The organism is Alcanivorax sp. HI0007 (assembly GCF_001635525.1).
Taxonomy (GTDB): domain Bacteria; phylum Pseudomonadota; class Gammaproteobacteria; order Pseudomonadales; family Alcanivoracaceae; genus Alcanivorax.
The window spans coordinates 1-16,287 of record NZ_LWEJ01000160.1; the positions used below are offsets into that span (position 1 = coordinate 1).

General features: G+C 61.4%; 15 protein-coding genes and 1 tRNA gene. 10 read left to right on the forward strand and 6 right to left on the reverse strand.

From position 1 onward, the window contains the following. The 3 genes from prmC to hemA all read right to left on the reverse strand — a co-directional run. Positions 1 to 816 (reverse strand): peptide chain release factor N(5)-glutamine methyltransferase (prmC, locus tag A3714_RS08395; protein WP_063527168.1); only part of this gene is annotated, 816 nt, incomplete at its 3' end. 1 nt (position 817) lies between these two features. Further along, the gene (gene prfA, locus A3714_RS08400) at positions 818 to 1,903 is read right to left on the reverse strand and encodes a peptide chain release factor 1 (RefSeq protein WP_063509299.1); all 1,086 of its coding nucleotides are present in this window, start codon (positions 1,901 to 1,903) and stop codon (positions 818 to 820) included. A 17-nt stretch (positions 1,904 to 1,920) separates the two neighbouring features. Beyond that, positions 1,921 to 3,192 (reverse strand): glutamyl-tRNA reductase, encoded by a 1,272-nt coding sequence (hemA, locus tag A3714_RS08405; protein WP_062816657.1) that lies wholly within the window; start codon positions 3,190 to 3,192, stop codon positions 1,921 to 1,923. Positions 3,193 to 3,463: 271 nt separating this feature from the next. On the opposite strand from hemA, the gene A3714_RS08410 reads away from it, so the two are divergent. The 7 genes from A3714_RS08410 to pth all read left to right on the forward strand — a co-directional run bounded on the left by A3714_RS08410 (position 3,464) and on the right by pth (position 9,304). Continuing rightward, positions 3,464 to 5,167, forward strand: a complete 1,704-nt coding sequence (locus A3714_RS08410; protein WP_063509300.1) for a tetratricopeptide repeat protein — start codon at positions 3,464 to 3,466, stop codon at positions 5,165 to 5,167. After that, on the forward strand, positions 5,164 to 5,748 hold the full coding sequence (lolB, locus tag A3714_RS08415; RefSeq protein WP_082810831.1) for a lipoprotein insertase outer membrane protein LolB: 585 nt from the start codon (positions 5,164 to 5,166) through the stop codon (positions 5,746 to 5,748). The genes A3714_RS08410 and lolB overlap by 4 nt, the downstream gene beginning before the upstream one ends. Beyond that, the gene (ispE, locus tag A3714_RS08420) at positions 5,745 to 6,653 is read left to right on the forward strand and encodes a 4-(cytidine 5'-diphospho)-2-C-methyl-D-erythritol kinase (protein ID WP_063509301.1); all 909 of its coding nucleotides are present in this window, start codon (positions 5,745 to 5,747) and stop codon (positions 6,651 to 6,653) included. The genes lolB and ispE overlap by 4 nt, the downstream gene beginning before the upstream one ends. Before the next feature lie 21 nt (positions 6,654 to 6,674). After that, positions 6,675 to 6,750, forward strand: a tRNA-Gln gene (locus A3714_RS08425). A 69-nt stretch (positions 6,751 to 6,819) separates the two neighbouring features. After that, positions 6,820 to 7,779, forward strand: coding sequence for a ribose-phosphate diphosphokinase (locus tag A3714_RS08430; protein ID WP_062816653.1), 960 nt, complete (start codon positions 6,820 to 6,822; stop codon positions 7,777 to 7,779). A gap of 281 nt (positions 7,780 to 8,060) precedes the next feature. Beyond that, positions 8,061 to 8,702: a 50S ribosomal protein L25/general stress protein Ctc gene (locus A3714_RS08435; protein WP_062816652.1), complete on the forward strand. Its 642-nt coding sequence runs from the start codon at positions 8,061 to 8,063 to the stop codon at positions 8,700 to 8,702. Positions 8,703 to 8,716: 14 nt separating this feature from the next. Further along, a complete protein-coding gene (gene pth / locus A3714_RS08440) occupies positions 8,717 to 9,304 on the forward strand; it encodes an aminoacyl-tRNA hydrolase (RefSeq protein ID WP_062816834.1) in 588 nt (195 codons plus the stop codon). An 82-nt stretch (positions 9,305 to 9,386) separates the two neighbouring features. On the opposite strand, the gene A3714_RS08445 is transcribed toward pth, so the two are convergent. Further along, on the reverse strand, positions 9,387 to 10,127 hold the full coding sequence (locus A3714_RS08445; protein WP_063509302.1) for a glutathione S-transferase family protein: 741 nt from the start codon (positions 10,125 to 10,127) through the stop codon (positions 9,387 to 9,389). 183 nt (positions 10,128 to 10,310) lie between these two features. Here A3714_RS08445 and ychF point away from each other — a divergent pair, with 183 nt between their 5' ends. After that, complete coding sequence (gene ychF / locus A3714_RS08450; RefSeq protein ID WP_063509303.1) at positions 10,311 to 11,402, forward strand: redox-regulated ATPase YchF; 1,092 nt, start codon at positions 10,311 to 10,313, stop codon at positions 11,400 to 11,402. 159 nt (positions 11,403 to 11,561) lie between these two features. Here the strand turns inward: ychF and cysE are convergent, their stop codons facing one another. Both cysE and A3714_RS08460 read right to left on the reverse strand, forming a co-directional pair. Next, positions 11,562 to 12,329, reverse strand: a complete 768-nt coding sequence (cysE, locus tag A3714_RS08455; protein ID WP_062816649.1) for a serine O-acetyltransferase — start codon at positions 12,327 to 12,329, stop codon at positions 11,562 to 11,564. Between the two features lie 49 nt (positions 12,330 to 12,378). Then, positions 12,379 to 13,152, reverse strand: a complete 774-nt coding sequence (locus tag A3714_RS08460; protein ID WP_063509304.1) for an RNA methyltransferase — start codon at positions 13,150 to 13,152, stop codon at positions 12,379 to 12,381. 214 nt (positions 13,153 to 13,366) lie between these two features. Between A3714_RS08460 and suhB the strand changes: the two genes are divergently transcribed. Both suhB and A3714_RS08470 read left to right on the forward strand, forming a co-directional pair. After that, positions 13,367 to 14,185 carry an inositol-1-monophosphatase gene (gene suhB, locus A3714_RS08465; protein ID WP_062816648.1) on the forward strand — a complete coding sequence of 273 codons (819 nt, stop codon included), beginning with the start codon at positions 13,367 to 13,369 and terminating at the stop codon, positions 14,183 to 14,185. Positions 14,186 to 14,499: 314 nt separating this feature from the next. Beyond that, positions 14,500 to 15,954 (forward strand): NAD-dependent succinate-semialdehyde dehydrogenase, encoded by a 1,455-nt coding sequence (locus tag A3714_RS08470; RefSeq protein WP_063509305.1) that lies wholly within the window; start codon positions 14,500 to 14,502, stop codon positions 15,952 to 15,954. The last annotated feature ends 333 nt before the right edge of the window (positions 15,955 to 16,287 follow it).

A 16,287-nucleotide genomic window follows, 5' to 3' on the forward strand; every position in this document is an offset into this window, starting at 1 on the left:
CCTTCCCACCGTCACCCGCTCATTGCCGCCCAGGTCACGCTCGGTGCGCACCCCGTCGAAACGTCCTGCCTCCATCAGCGCACGCACCTGCGCACCCTGCTGGTAGCCATGTTCCAGCAGCAGCCAGCCACCGGCAACCAGACGGGCCGCGGACTGGGTGATAATGGTGGCCAGGTCCGCCAGGCCTCGCTGATCCGCCACCAACGCAGAGCGAGGCTCAAAGCGCACATCTCCCTCATCGAGATGATGATCCGCCGGATCAATGTAGGGAGGGTTGCTGACAATCACATCGAAAGGTCCCCGGCAATCCTCCAGCCAGCTTCCCTGTTGCAAGGTCACCTGCGCCCCCAGCTGGCGGGCATTCCCCCCGGCCACGGACAGGGCCGCCGCACTCAGGTCGGTCAGGGTCACCTGCCACTGGGGACGCTCCAGGGCCAGAGTCACGCCGATGGCACCGGTTCCCGTGCCCAGGTCCACCACCCGGGCCGGGCCCGCAGGCCCCAGTTTCAGGGCCAGCTCCACCAGGGTTTCGGTATCCGGTCGAGGGATCAGAGTGTCAGGGGTAACGCTGAAATTGCGGCCAAAAAATTCCCGCTCACCGGTCAGGTGAGCCACCGGTTCACCCTGTTCCCGCCGTGCCAGCAACGCCAGAAAGCTCTGCTGCTGGTGCGCCTCCAGTTCCCGTTCCGGCCAGGTAAACAGATAGCTGCGCGGGCGCGCCAGCACATGGCAGAGCAGCACCTGGGCATCCAGGTCCGGGCTGGGGGACGATGCCAGCCGCTCCCTTGCCTGGCGCAGGGCCACATCAATGCGCATCCTAGCTGTCGCCCAGGGTCGCCAGCAGGTCCGCCTGGTGTTCGGACATCAAGGCACCCAGCAACTCATCCAGGTCCCCTTCCATGATTTCACCGAGCCGGTAAAGCGTCAGATTGATGCGATGGTCGCTTACCCGGCCCTGGGGATAGTTGTAGGTGCGAATACGCTCGGAACGGTCACCGGACCCCACCAGGGATTTGCGCTCCGCCGCCTGTTCCGCATGGGCGGCATTCTGCTGGGCATCGTAGAGTCGGGCACTGAGCAGGCTCATGGCCTTGGCCTTGTTCTTGTGCTGGCTGCGCTCATCCTGACATTCCACCACCACGCCGGTGGGCAGGTGGGTGATGCGGACCGCAGAGTCGGTGGTGTTCACGTGCTGACCGCCAGCACCGGAGGACCGGTAGGTGTCGATGCGCAGGTCTTCGTTGCGGATCTGGATATCTCCCAGGTCCTCGGCTTCGGCCATGATGGCCACCGTGCAGGCAGAGGTGTGGATACGCCCCTGGGATTCCGTGGCTGGCACCCGCTGCACCCGGTGGGCGCCGGATTCAAACTTGAAGCGGGAATAGACCCCATCGCCGATGACCCGGGCAATCACCTCCTTGTAGCCGCCATGCTCCCCTTCACTGGCACTGACCAACTCCACTTTCCAGCCATTCTGCTCCGCATATTTGCTGTACATGCGGAACAGGTCACCGGCAAAAATGGCGGCCTCGTCACCGCCGGTGCCGGCGCGCACCTCAAGAAACACATTGGCACCGTCGCGGGGATCCTTGGGCAACATCAACTTCTGCAGCTCACCGGCAAGGGCATCCATCGTTGCCGTCGCGTCACGGGCTTCTTCCTGGCCCATTTCACGCATGTCCGGATCGCTGTCATCCTGCATGGCCCTGGCCGCTTCCAGATTGGCAGCGGCCTTCAAGTAATCCCGGTAACACTTCACCACCGGGTCAATTTCCGCATACTCCCGGGAAAGGTCACGAAATTTCTTCTGGTTGCCAATAATCTCCGGGTCCGACAACAGACCGGACAATTCCTCAAAACGGTCAGCCAGCTTTTCCAGCTTGCCTTGCAAAGACGCTTTCATAGAACCCTCAAAGGGATTTATTTCGGTTCGGACGGACTGTCCGGATCATCAAGGAGCAGCTCCCGGGCCAACAGCAATGACTCCGCTCGGCCCTCCGCTGCCAACTTGCGCAGGGTCACACTGGGGGTGTGCAGCCATTTGTTGACCAGGGAATGCTGAAACTTGCGCAGGACCTGCTCCGGGTCCCCGCCGTTCTGCAGTTGTTGCAGGGCTTTTTCCAACTCGTTCTCAGCCAGAGCCGTATGCTGCTGCCGGTACTCGCGCAACACGGTCACTGCATCCAGTTCGCGACGCTGGCGTCGGTGGCGAACGATGGCATCACGGATCAGCTCGGCCGCTTCCTGGGCTGCCTGCTGGCGGGCACGGACATTTTCCTGAATGGCTTCCTGCAGGTGATCCACCGTGTACAGGTAGACGTCATCCAGCTCCCCCACTTCCGGTTCGATATCCCGGGGCACGGCAATATCCACCATGAACATGGGCTTGTGGCGGCGCTTCTTCAGCGCCCGCTCCACCATTCCCTTACCCAGAATGGGCAGCGGCGCCGCCGTACAGGAAATCAGGATATCCGCCCGTTCCAGGGCCACCGGTAATTCTTCCAGACTGATGCCCCGTCCGCCGACGCTGGCCGCCAGCTCCGCAGCGCGCTGCTGGGTACGGTTGGCGATGGTGATTTCGCTGACCTGCTGCTCATTCAGGTGACGGGCTACCAGCTCGATCATTTCCCCTGCCCCGATCAGCAGGGCGCGGCTTTTCTTCAGATCGGCAAAGATATGGCGGGCAAAGGACACGGCCGCATAGGCCACAGAAACCGGGTTGGCACCAATACCGGTTTCGGTACGAATGCGCTTGGCCACCGAGAACACTTCCTGGAACAACCGGGAGAGTTCGCCATTGAGCAACCCGGCTTCATGGGCACGGGCATAGGCTTCACGCATCTGCCCAAGAATCTGTGGCTCGCCCAGCACCAGCGAATCCAGGCCGCCAGCCACCCGCATCATATGCTCAAGCGCCTGCTCGCCCTGGTGCTGATAGAGTGCGGACACGAGTTTATCTACCGGCAAGTGGCGACTGTGCGCCAGCCAGGCAGCAAAATCCGGCACCGTCTCATCCACCAGACAGTACAACTCGGTGCGGTTACAGGTGGAAAGCAGGGCCGCTTCACGGACCCCGGGCATGTCTCGCAGGCTGGCCAGCGCCGCTTCCGCCTGCTGCGTGGAGAACGCCAGACGTTCACGTAACTCCACATCCGCGGTGGTGTGATTTACGCCAACAGCGACTAGATTCATAGACTCTCGTGCCCGCAGCAGACCCGGGCCACTTTCCTCACCGGTTTATACGCATGTCGACAGTTCATGGAACTCTCTGTCCGCCACATTCGTCGGAAGGCAATAGCCCGGTGAAAACAGGCCACGCAAGGGTCAGGCATTTTGCGTTAAAGCGCCCCCCAAAACAATGATGGCCCGGCGAATCAATGGCATAGGAACCGCTTATCCGTTTGGGCAATCCCGGATCGCTGTGCCATGATACCCGGACCATAAAACAGGCATACCCCCTTTAATGACGCGATTCCTTTTTCTGCCACTTTGCGGCGTCCTGTTACTTAACGGCTGCGCCAGCAAGACACCGGCCCCGACAGCTGCCGAGTCACAGCCTCCTGCGGCCAATCCGCCCGCACCGAGCTATGACAGCGAGACCCTTTCCGACCTGCTGGTGGCGGAAGTGGCCGCCCAGCGCCAGTCCCTGGGCGTGACACTGGCCTATTACAGCCAGGCGGCCCGTAGCACCGGGGACCCACAAGTGATCAGCCAGGCGGCCCAACTGGCCCATTACCTGGAAGACCATCAACAGGCCCTGGCCCTCAGCGAGCTATGGCTGGAACAGGCTCCGGCGGACGAAGAAGCCCTGCAACTGGCGATCCTTTCGGAAATCCGCCTGGGAAACATCCCCGCCGCCAGCCGCTACCTGGACATGTTGTTAGGCGAACATGGCGGTGAAGCGCTGGGCAGGCTGGTCAGCCAGGCCCGCGGACTGGATGCCCAGGGTAACCGGCAGCTGGTCGAGGCGCTGGCCCAGCTCACCGACCGGTACCCGGATCAGGCCCCGCTGTGGTACGCCCGCGCCCTCTGGCTCGAGCACCAGAACGATTACGCGGGCGCCCTAGAGGCGGATGAACGGGCCCTGGACCTGATGCCCCGGCATGAAGAAGCCCTTCTGCTCAAGGCCCAGCTGCTGCACAAATTGGGGGAAGAAAAACAGGCCTTGCGGCACCTGAAGAAACTGGTTCGCAAATATCCCCAGGCGCGACGCCCCCGCATTACCTATATCCGCATGTTGCTGGCCACCGGCGATACGGATAACGCCGAGAAACAGCTGGTCCGCATGGCGGAGCAATACCCGGAAGATCTGGATCTGCGCTTTTCCCTGGCGCTGCTGGCCCTGGAAGCCGGAGCCAGCGATGCCGCCCGGGGGCAACTGCAGGCCCTGTTGGCGCAGAACTACCGGCCGGATGACATGCATCTCTACCTGGGACAGGCCGCCGAGCAGGCACAGGATCTGGACCGGGCCGTGGATCATTACCTGAAAGTGCAGGGTGCCCAGGCGGTCCGTGCCAATGTCCAGGCCGCGCGCCTGCTCTACCAGCAGGGCAACAGCGACCAGGCAAGCGCCCTGATGGCCAGCCTGGCCAGACAGCACCCGGAGCTGAGCACCAGTCTTACTATCACTGAAGCAGAAATGCGCAACGATAGGGGGGATCCCCAGGGGGCGCTGATCCTGCTCGACCAGGCCGTCGAGGCAGAACCGGACAATACCGAGCTCCTCTATAGCCGGGCCATGATCGCAGAGAAAACCGGCGATCTGGCAAAACTGGAACGCGACCTGCGGCGGGTGCTATCCATCTCACCGGATGATGCCAGCGCACTCAACGCCCTGGGCTACACCCTGGCCAACCGCACCCAGCGCCTGGACGAGGCCTACGACTATATTTCCCGAGCGCTGGCATTACGGCCGAATGATCCGGCCATCCTGGACTCCATGGGCTGGGTGCTTTACAAGCGCGGTGAACTGGAAGCGGCCCGCGACTATTTGCGCCGGGCCTACGAAAAATTCCCTGACCCGGAGGTTGCCGCCCATTACGGAGAGGTTCTCTGGGTACTGGGTGCCCAGAATCAGGCCCGCCAGGTATGGCGCGATGCCCTGCAAAGCAATCCGGACGCCCCCTATATCCGTGAAGTCATGGAAAAATTCGGAGCTCGCCTGTGATCCTCAGCCCCATGCGAATCCTCACCCTGGCACTGATGGCCCTGACGGTGAGCGCCTGTCAGCTGCGCCCCACTCCCTCAGCCACCTTTGACCATCCCGACCAGATCGACCGCTGGGCCATGAGTGGCAAGCTCGGCTACCGAACCGCCAATGACGGCGGCAGCGCCTCCTTCGACTGGACCCAGCAGCCCAATCGCGGCCAGATCCGTTTTTCCGGCCCCCTGGGTTTTGGTAGCGCCGACCTGCGCTGGGACAGTGGCCGGGCCGAACTGATTACGGCCAAGGAACAATACCAGGCCCGCAGCCCCGGTGAACTGGCCTGGCACCTGACCGGCTTCTGGCTCCCGGTCTCCGCCCTGCAGTACTGGGCTCGGGGCCTGCCCTGGCCTGGCGCCCGCGGCGAGGCCGACTATGACCAAAGCGGCCATCTGCAAACCCTGCAACAGCTGGGCTGGAGCCTGGAATTCGACCGCTATCAGCCGGTAGCCGGAGTGACGCTGCCTTATCGCATCAAGGCCAGACAGAACGGCAACCGCTTCACCCTGCTGATCAAGGACTGGCAGCCCGGCCCCCGACAATGACCACGCTCACCCTCCCGGCTCCCGGCAAGCTCAACCTGTTCCTGCACATCACGGGTCGTCGACCGGACGGTTACCATGAGCTACAAACCCTGTTCGCGCTGCTCGACCAGGGCGACACCCTGCATTTCACCCCGGCTGACTCCCTGACCCTGGAATGCGACCACCCGGAGGTTCCCAGCGACGACAGCAATCTGATACTGCGCGCGGCCCGGCTCCTGCAGACCCATGCCGGCTGCCACTCCGGGGCTCGCATCCGCCTGGAAAAACACCTTCCTATGGGCGGCGGCGTTGGCGGCGGCTCCTCTGATGCTGCCACTACCCTGCTGGGGCTCAATGCCCTGTGGGGCCTGAATCTGCCCGAGGACACCCTGGCGGAACTGGGGTTATCACTGGGGGCGGATGTGCCGGTCTTTGTCCGTGGCAAAAGCGCCTGGGCGGAAGGCGTCGGAGAGCAAATCACCCCGGTTTCACTGCCGAACGATGATTTTTTGGTCATTCACCCGGGAATTCATGTGTCAACTGCTCGAATTTTCGGCGACCGGCAATTGACAAGGGATACCCCCGTCAGTAAATTACCGGCCTCGCTTGAGGTGGTGCTGACCCGCGACTTTCGCAATGACTGTGAAGCGGCAGCAATACGGCAATTTCCGCAAATCGGGGAGTTGCTTCACTGGCTCAGGCAGCATACGGGAAATGCCCGTATGACCGGCACCGGCGCTTGTTGTTTTGCACGCCTCACCGGACCGCAACAGGGGCAGCATTTGCTGCAACAGTTGCCACAACACTGGACAGGTTTCGTCGCTCGAAGCTGTAATACTTCTCCTCTCCACCAGACACTGGGAGAGACACTGGCGAAGTTTCGAGAGACACAGAATTCAGGCAACTCTGCACAAACGAGTAAATAGTGCAGACCTGAGACCGAGTGTTGGGGTATAGCCAAGTTGGTAAGGCAACGGGTTTTGATCCCGTGATTCCCAGGTTCGAGTCCTGGTACCCCAGCCATTTTCTTGCCCGGAGCCCTCCCCCCTTTCCTCGGAGGCTCCCGAAATTCACGACTCAAGAGGGACGCCAGTGTCCAAACTCGTCGTTTTCACCGGTAACGCTAATCCCGAACTGGCCCAGGCCATGGTCAAGCACCTGAACCTGCCCATTGGCAATGCCGATGTGGGCACTTTCAGTGATGGTGAAGTGGCCGTGGAAATCCAGGAAAACGTGCGCGGCAAAGACGTCTTTATCGTGCAATCCACCTGCAACCCCACCAACAACAACATCATGGAGTTGTTGGTCATGGCCGACGCCCTGCGTCGCTCCTCTGCAGGCCGGATTACCGCCGTGATGCCCTATTTCGGTTACGCACGCCAGGATCGCCGGGTGCGCTCCGCCCGGGTACCGATCACCGCCAAGGTGGTCGCCGACATGATCACCGCCGTGGGTATCGACCGGGTTGTCACCGTCGACCTGCACGCCGACCAGATTCAGGGCTTTTTCGACATTCCGGTGGACAACGTCTACGCCACCCCGCTGATTGTGGCGGACATCGAGCGCCAGAATCACGATGACCTGATGGTGGTATCCCCGGATGTGGGCGGTGTGGTCCGCGCCCGGGCGCTGGCCAAGCAGCTTAACGACGCCGATCTGGCCATCATCGACAAGCGCCGCCCCAAGGCCAACGTGTCCCAGGTGATGCACATCATCGGTGAAGTAGAAGGCCGCACCTGTATTCTGGTGGACGATATGGTCGATACTGCCGGCACCCTCTGCAAGGCCGCCCAGGCCCTGAAAGACCATGGTGCCGCCAAGGTCTACGCCTATATCACCCACCCGGTACTGTCCGGCCCGGCCATCGACAACATCGCCAACAGCGCCCTGGATCAACTGGTGGTCACGGACACCATCCCGCTGTCTGAAGCGGGACGCGCCTGTGCCAACATCCGCGTGCTCAGCCTGGCCCCGATGCTGGCCGAAACCATCCGCCGGGTGAACAACGAAGAGTCCCTGAGCGCCATGTTCGACCGGCTGGAACTGGTGTAAATCAGCGGCAAGCATCAAGCTACAAGCTTCAACACGGCATGAATTGTTGCCAGCTTGAAGCCCCTGAGGCCGCGCACAGCTCCTGTGCGCGGCCTCTTTCATTCCGGGCTACCCCGATGCCAAACCGTGTGCAGCTTGTAGCTTGCGGATTGAAGCCCTTTCCGCTGGCACGCAACGCCTTTTTCATGCATAATCGCGCCCCCGCGGAATCCTCCGTGGTTCTATCAACCTCTCCGGCAGACCTGGTCGCGGGACGCCCGAGAGCTTACTGGAGACATATCATGTCCAATGATTTCCTGCTGAATGCAGAAGCCCGCAGCGACATGGGGAAAGGTGCGAGCCGCCGCCTGCGTCGTCTGCAAGAACGTGTTCCCGGCATCATCTATGGTGGCGACGCCGAGCCGCAGATGATCAGCGTGGAGCTGCGTGAACTGAAAAAGGCTCTGGAAACCGAAGCCTTCTACAGCCACGTGCTGACCCTGAAACTGGACGGCGCCAATGTGCAGGCGGTACTGCGTGACATGCAGCGCCACCCGGCTAAAGGCCACCCGACCCACGTGGACTTCCTGCGTGTGGACAAGACTCACAAGATCACCATGAATGTGCCCCTGCACTTCATCAATGAAGAAAGCTCCATTGGTGTGAAGAAACAGGGCGGTGAGATCCACCACAATATTTCCGAGGTGGAAGTCAGCTGTCTGCCGCAGAACCTGCCCGAGTTCATCGAAGTGGACATGGCAGCGGTCGAACTGGACAGCATTGTTCACCTGTCTGATCTGAAACTGCCCAAGGGCGTCGAGCTGACCCAGCTCTCACTGGGCGATGATCACGACCAGCCGGTAGCCGCTATCCATGCGCCGAAAGTTCGTGCGTCTGCTGACGACGAAGACGGCGAAAGCGAAGAAGCCGCAGGCGAGGAATAAGACGCACTGTGGCTGTGGCGGAACCGGTTCGACTGATCGTAGGCCTGGGTAACCCGGGCCGCGAATACGAGGACACCCGCCACAATGCCGGCGTCTGGTATGTGGACGCCCTGGCCCGCCGCCAGGGCGTTTTCCTTTCCGAAGACAAGAAATACTTCGGCCTCACCGGCACCTTTACCTTCGAAGGCGAAACCATTCGTCTGCTGGTCCCCACGACCTTCATGAACCGCAGTGGTCAGGCCACCGCCGCTCTGGCGAACTTCTTCAAGATACCTGTCACCCAGATGCTCGTCGCCCACGACGAACTGGACCTGCCCCCCGGCTGCGCCCGCTTCAAGCAAGGCGGCGGCCATGGCGGCCATAACGGGCTGCGCGACATCATCAGCAAGCATGGCAACAGCCGGGATTTCTATCGGCTGCGCATCGGCATCGGCCACCCCGGCTCTGCTGACCGCGTCACCCCCCATGTGCTCAACAAGCCCTCCCAGGCCGATCGCGACCTGATCGACCGCGCCATCGACGAAGCGGTCTATCACACCGCCGACATGCTGCGTGGGGATTTGAACGGGGCAATGAACCGGCTCAACGGGTTCAAGGCTTAAAGGCAGGTAAGAGTTGCGAGAAGCGGGTTTCGAACACCGTAAACCGGCGCCTACCTCGCTCCCCGTAACTCGTCACTGATTCTTACCTATCTTCCGCGTACCTCGCCAGCAACCACTCTCCGGCTGGCCGGGATCGCCATTTTTCGATCTGTTTGCGCAACGCTGGCGACAGTGTTGTTTCATCGAACAAGTCCCAGGGCGAACCTTTCGGGCTCACCAATGGCGCCATCATGCTGGCAGCCGTGATATCCGCCAGACTGAAGCGATCCCCGACCAGATATTGCCCCTTGCCTTTCTTCAGCTCGCTCTCCAACAGTGCCAAGCCCTCCTCAACGCGCTGTTCGGATCGCATCACCCATTGCGGATTGATGGCATAGCCGCGCCGGATGGCCTCCCGAACCAGCGGCCTGGCCACCCGTTCCAGGGGGCCGGGCAAGCCGCAATCGCCCACCAGGGCTCTCATTACTTCCGGCCGATCAAGGACCTGGCCGTACACCCAACGCCGGACATGGACGCCATAGCGATCGAACTGCTGCTCCAGCTCAATCACCCGGGCGCGGGCATCACTGGCCCGGGGCAACAGTGACGGCTCCGGGTAATATTTCTCCAGGTAATAGGCAATCCGGGTGGAGTCACTGATCCTGCGTTTACCGTCGCGCAGCAGGGGCACTGTATTGGCGCGGGCCAGCCACTGGGTACGCACCCGGTGGGCCACGGGCAACAGATTGACCGTTCGGTACGCCAGGCCCTTGTGGTCCAGCTGCCAACGGGACTTCTCGCAGTAATGAGAGATCGGGAACTGGTAAAGGATGCGCTCGGCCATGGTGACTCTTGTTCAGTTGACGGACTTGCAGTCTAGCCCGCCCCCGCCATGTCGGTAGCGGCAACAGCGCCTGGTACAGTCGTCCCGCCAGCAACCCCCGGGTTCGCCGCGAAATGCCCGGCGGTGGTCGCTTTTTGAACCCGCCTTGAGTAGCATTGCGCCCTCGAAAAACGGAGGTCTGTTATGGGTTTCAAATGCGGTATCGTCGGTCTGCCCAACGTGGGCAAATCCACCCTGTTCAACGCGCTGACCAAAGCGGGGATTGATGCCGAGAACTTCCCGTTCTGCACCATTGAGCCCAATACCGGTGTGGTTCCGGTGCCAGACCCCCGTCTGGACAAGCTCTCCGCCATTGTCAGCCCGGAGCGGATCATGCCCGCCACCATGGAATTCGTGGATATCGCCGGCCTGGTGGCCGGGGCGTCCAAGGGCGAAGGCCTGGGCAACAAGTTTCTGGCAAATATCCGTGAAACCGATGCCATCGCCCATGTGGTGCGCTGCTTCAATGACGAAAACGTGATCCATGTGTCCGGCAAGGTGTCCCCCCTGGACGACATCTCCGTGATCAACACCGAGCTGGCCCTGGCCGACCTGGATACGGTGGAAAAAGCCCACCTGCGGGCCACCAAGGCCGCCAAGGGACAGGACAAGGATGCCAAAGGCCTGCTGCCGGTACTGGACAAGGTGCTGCCCGTTCTCAACGAAGGTGAACCGGCCCGCTCCGTGGATCTGAACGATGATGAACGCAAGGCCATCAAGAGCCTGAACCTGCTGACCCTGAAGCCGACCATGTACATCGCCAACGTGGACGAAGGCGGCTTTGAGGACAACGCCCTGCTGGACGCCGTGCGCGAACTGGCCGAGAAGGAAAATTCCTCCGTGGTGCCTATCTGCGCCAAGATCGAATCGGAAATTGCCGAGCTGGACGACGAAGAAAAGGCCGACTTCCTGGCCGACCTGGGCATGGAAGAGCCGGGCCTGAACCGGGTCATCCGTGCCGGCTTCAACCTGCTCGGTCTGCAGACCTACTTCACGGCGGGCAAGAAGGAAGTGCGCGCCTGGACCGTCCGTGTTGGCGCCACCGCCCCCCAGGCCGCCGGTGTGATCCACACCGATTTCGAAAAAGGTTTCATCCGCGCCGAAGTCACCGCCTATGAAGACTACATCGAGCATAACGGCGAAGCCGGCGCCAAGGATGCCGGTAAATGGCGCCTGGAAGGCAAGGAATACATTGTCAAGGATGGGGATGTCGTGCACTTCCGGTTTAACGTCTGAGTCGCAAGTTAAAAGTTGAAAGTTGAAACACGGGCCAAGTTCGCCATGTGTTGAAACGAAAGAGGCCGCGCCCAAACCTTGGGCGCGGCCTCTTTGCTTTCCGCTCACGCTAAAACCGTCTCGCGTTTCAACTTTGAACTTTCAACTTGAAACGGCTCTTCAATCTGTTCCGCCGGCATTCACTGGCTCGAAATCCTCGTCCTTCAATTCCGGCAGTTTCTCGTCACAGCCCTGAATGCCCTGCTTCTTCAGATTGGTGCAGACCCGGTCCAGCTTGTTGTCGACCGCGTGCATGTGATCGAGCAGCAGGTGGATGGCTTCGGCTACCGGGTCCGGCATATCGTTGCTGACCCCATAGGCCTGGAATCCGATTTTTTCTGCCATCTGCTGGCGGTTCTTTTCCTGTTCCGTGATCGGCTTGCTGACCACCCGGCCGGGGATACCGATGACGGTGGCGCCTTCGGGGACTTCCTTGGTGACCACCGAGTTGGAACCGATCTTGGCATTCTTGTGCACGGTAAACGGCCCCAGCACCTTGGCGCCGGCACCGACCACCACACCGTCCTCCAGGGTCGGATGGCGCTTGCCCTTGTTCCAGCTGGTGCCGCCCAGGGTGACACCGTGGTAGAGCGTCACGTCATCGCCGATTTCCGCGGTTTCGCCGATCACCACGCCCATGCCGTGATCGATAAAGAAGCGTCGACCGATCTTGGCACCAGGGTGGATCTCGATACCCGTCATCCAGCGGGCGAAAGTGGAAACAAATCTCGCCAGCTGCTTGAAGTTCCGTTTCCACAGGGCGTGGGCGAGGCGGTGGAACAGCACGGCGTGCAGGCCCGGGTAGTTCAGCAACACCTCCAGGGTGTTACGTGCCGCCGGGTCCCGGTGGAATACCGACGCGATGTCCTCGCGTACTCGATCAAACATAGATACCTCGTCTCAGGCGTAACCGGTTGGATACCACGGGGAGCGGGAACTATTCCCCGTCATTCCGCGGCATTTTTCTTTCCAGCGCCACCAGCACACCACGCAGAATGCTCATTTCCATTTTGTCCGGTCGCGCGCGCATAAACAAACGGCGCATGCGCGTCATGACCTGGCCCGGCTGCTGCGGATTCAGAAAACCGCTTTGCGCCATGACCTTTTCCAGATGATCGAGAAAACCGGCCACGGCCTCGTTACTGGCCAGCGGCTCATCCCAGAACATCTCCGGCAACGGCATGGCCTCACGGCGGGAACGGGCTTCCTTCAGATCAAAATCGTCCCCCAACAGAGCCATGCGCAGCTCGTAACTGATTAATTGGACCGCCGATGCCACATTCAAGACCCCGTACTCGGGATTGGTGGGCACGCTCACATGCAGATTGCAGCGGCGCAGCTCATCATTGGTGAGCCCGCGGTCCTCGCGACCGAACAGCACCGCAATACGGGTGTCATCCGGCTCGTGGGACAATTGCGCCGCCAGTTGCCGGGGCGTGAGACACGGCCAGGGGATGCGACGCTGGCGGGCGCTGGTGCCGATTACCAGGGTGGCACCCTCCAGGGCTTCGTCCAGGGTCTGGCAGACCTGCGCAGCTTCCAGCACATCGCCGGCCCCGGAGGCCCGGGCGGTGGCTTCCACGGACGGATAATCCCGCGGCTGTATCAGCCTCAGGTCCGACAGCCCCATGGTTTTCATGGCCCGGGCTGCGGCACCGATGTTGCCGGGATGGGTGGTTTCCACCATCACAATACGCACATTTTCTAGCATGTAAGGTACCTGTACACGGATCTGGCCGGAAAAGGCGGCAATGTTATCATGAGAAACTGCCAATTATCCCTTGCCCGAGAGGCCCTGGTGCCCGGGAAAGGCAATTAAGCGGTTTCCAACGCTGCCCTGAACGCACCGGCTCTGCTACAATCCGCGCCCCGGCAAGGCACCCTGCCCGCCGGCGCTCTTTGACAACTTTTTTGAGGACAGATGCATGCATGCGCCGCAAGTGAACATTGCCCTGCGAGCCGCCCGTCAGGCGGGTAACCTGATTCGTCGTGCCGCCGAAAGCAATGACCCGTTATCTGTCAGCAAGAAAGGCATGAACGACTTCGTCACCGAGGTGGACCGTGCTGCCGAACAACGCATCATCGAAGTCATCCTCAAGGCCTACCCGGATCACAGCATCCTCGCCGAGGAATCCGGCGAAATCCGCGGCAAGGGTGACGGGGCAGACTTTCAGTGGGTGATCGACCCCCTGGACGGCACCACCAACTTCATCCATGGCTTTCCCCAGTACTGCGTCTCCATCGCCCTGAAATACAAAGGAAAACTGGAACACGCCGTGATCTATGATCCCAACCGGGATGAAGAATTCACCGCCAGCCGTGGTCGTGGCGCCGCCCTCAACGGTCGCCGTATCCGCTGCACCAACCGTCCCGGCCTGGAAGGCTGTCTGATCGGCACCGGTTTCCCGTTCCGTAAAGACCAGGCGCCGCATATGGACGCCTACCTGGGCATGTTCGCCGACATCGCCGCGTCCACCGCCGGCCTGCGCCGCCCGGGCTCTGCCGCCCTGGACCTGGCCTGGCTGGCCGCCGGTCGCCTGGATGGCTTCTTCGAATTCGGCCTGTCCGAGTGGGATCTGGCCGCCGGCGCCCTGTTGATCACCGAAGCCGGTGGCCTGGTAGGCGACCTGAGCGGTGGCCACAAATTCCTGGAAAGCGGCGGCATCGTCGCCGGCAGCCCGAAGGTCTTCAAAGGGTTGCTGCAGAAGATCAAACCGCACCTGAACGACGGATTGCGTCGGTAGATTTTCTATCGGACGTCGCGGTAGTCGCGCCGCTTGAGGCGCGAATCGGCAAAATCCGAGGCGAGTACCGAGAAGCGAGTCGCGAAAGGCGATACGGACTTCGGTTGTGATTTTCGTTACTCGCTTCTAGGGACTCCCTCCGTCTCACTCGCGCCTCAAGCGGCGCCCCTACAGCCGTATTGTTGCAACCCCTCCCTGCGCCATCCCGTCTTTTCCTTAGACCCCGAACCGATTTTTTGCTTCCGGCATGGACATCTCTCCTTGCTTTGCTAGCGTAATACGCAACACGGTGCAAAAAGCTCGGGAGATGTACGATGACGGTTACCCTCACTGACAACGCCCTGTTTCGCCAGCAGTGCTATATCAATGGCCACTGGTGCGATGCGGATGACGGCGCCACCTTCACCGTGACGAACCCGGCCACTGATGACAGCCTGGGCACCTCACCGCGAATGGGAGAAGCAGAAACCCGCCAGGCCATCGACGCCGCCCACGGGGCTTTTCCTGCCTGGCGGGATCTGCCCGCAGCACAGCGCGCCACGCTTCTTGAGGCCTGGCATGATCTGATGATGAAACACCAGGACGATCTGGGCCGGCTGATGACCCTGGAGCAGGGCAAGCCCCTGGCCGAGGCCAAGGGCGAAATCGCCTACGCCGCCTCCTTCCTGAAATGGTTCGCCGAAGAGGCACGGCGCGCCTACGGCGACACCATCCCGGCACCCAAAGCCGGTCAGCGAATTGTGGTAATCAAGCAACCCATCGGTGTGACCGCAGCGATTACCCCCTGGAATTTCCCTTCCTCCATGATCACCCGCAAGGCCGGCGCCGCCCTGGCCGCAGGCTGTACCATGGTGGTCAAACCCGCCAGTGCCACCCCCTACTCCGCCCTGGCACTGGCCGAGCTGGCGGAGCGCGCAGGGATCCCCGCAGGCGTGTTCAACGTGATTACCGGCAGCGCCGGGGCCATTTCCACTGCCCTCACCGACTCTCCCATTGTCCGCAAGCTGAGCTTCACCGGCTCCACGGAAGTGGGCTCCAAACTGATGGCCCAGTGCGCCAAACACATCCAGAAGGTGTCCCTGGAACTGGGAGGCAACGCCCCCTTCATCGTCTTTGACGATGCCAACCTGGACAAGGCCGTGGAAGGGGCCATGGCCAGCAAGTTCCGCAACACCGGTCAGACCTGCGTCTGCGTGAACCGCTTCCTGGTGCAGGACAGCATCCACGATGCCTTTGTGGAGAAGCTGAAAACTGCCATCGAAGCCATGAAAGTCGGCGACGGCCTTGAGGAGGGCGTCAGCCAGGCGGCCCTGATCAACCGGGATGCCGCCGACAAGGTCATGGAGCATCTGGAAGACGCCCTGGGCAAGGGCGCCAAGGTGGTTACCGGCGGCCAGCGCCATGAGCGCGGCGGCAGCTTTGTACAGCCCACCCTGATCACCGGCGTGACCACCGATGCGCAGCTCTGCCAGGAAGAAACCTTTGGCCCGCTGGCCGCTGTGATTCCATTCCGCACCGAAGAAGACGCCATTCGCATCGCCAACGACACCCCTTACGGTCTGGCCGCCTATTTCTACAGCGACAACATCCACCGTTGCTGGCGCGTGGCCGAAGCGCTGGAAAGCGGCATGGTAGGTGTCAACGAAGGCCTGATTTCCAACGCGGCCGCCCCCTTCGGTGGCGTCAAGGAATCCGGTCTGGGCCGGGAAGGCTCCCACCAGGGCATGGATGAATACCTGGAAGACAAGTACCTGTGTATGGGTAGCTAACCTAACAACAGCTTCACGAGACACACTGCAAGCTGAGCATTAACGCATCGCTTGCAGAAACCGGAGCGCTTCACCTCCGCGCACACAGGCTTGCATCGCGGGCATCCATTGCCGCCACTGCCAGGACAGCCCGTATTGCAGCGTGGAGAGAGCGACCTGCAGCTGATAAGGAGGCGGAATGGGACAAGCGTTGAACATCGCCCTGCTTCCCGGTGACGGCATCGGCCCGGAAGTGACGGATGTGGNATTTCATCATCAGATCATGCCAGGCCTCAAGAAGCGTGGCGCGCTGTGCTGCGGGCAGATCCCGCCAGGCAGGAAAAGCCCCGTGGG

Excerpts from the sequence above, each read along its gene's own strand:
- A3714_RS08435 (WP_062816652.1), top strand. The coding sequence starts at position 8,061 with ATGTCCAATGATTTCCTGCTGAATGCAGAAGCCCGCAGCGACATGGGG.
- suhB (WP_062816648.1), top strand. The coding sequence starts at position 13,367 with ATGCATGCGCCGCAAGTGAACATTGCCCTGCGAGCCGCCCGTCAGGCG.
- A3714_RS08470 (WP_063509305.1), top strand. The coding sequence starts at position 14,500 with ATGACGGTTACCCTCACTGACAACGCCCTGTTTCGCCAGCAGTGCTAT.
- A3714_RS08445 (WP_063509302.1), bottom strand. The coding sequence starts at position 10,127 with ATGGCCGAGCGCATCCTTTACCAGTTCCCGATCTCTCATTACTGCGAG.
- prfA (WP_063509299.1), bottom strand. The coding sequence starts at position 1,903 with ATGAAAGCGTCTTTGCAAGGCAAGCTGGAAAAGCTGGCTGACCGTTTT.
- A3714_RS08410 (WP_063509300.1), top strand. The coding sequence starts at position 3,464 with ATGACGCGATTCCTTTTTCTGCCACTTTGCGGCGTCCTGTTACTTAAC.
- A3714_RS08460 (WP_063509304.1), bottom strand. The coding sequence starts at position 13,152 with ATGCTAGAAAATGTGCGTATTGTGATGGTGGAAACCACCCATCCCGGC.
- ychF (WP_063509303.1), top strand. The coding sequence starts at position 10,311 with ATGGGTTTCAAATGCGGTATCGTCGGTCTGCCCAACGTGGGCAAATCC.
- hemA (WP_062816657.1), bottom strand. The coding sequence starts at position 3,192 with ATGAATCTAGTCGCTGTTGGCGTAAATCACACCACCGCGGATGTGGAG.
- cysE (WP_062816649.1), bottom strand. The coding sequence starts at position 12,329 with ATGTTTGATCGAGTACGCGAGGACATCGCGTCGGTATTCCACCGGGAC.
- ispE (WP_063509301.1), top strand. The coding sequence starts at position 5,745 with ATGACCACGCTCACCCTCCCGGCTCCCGGCAAGCTCAACCTGTTCCTG.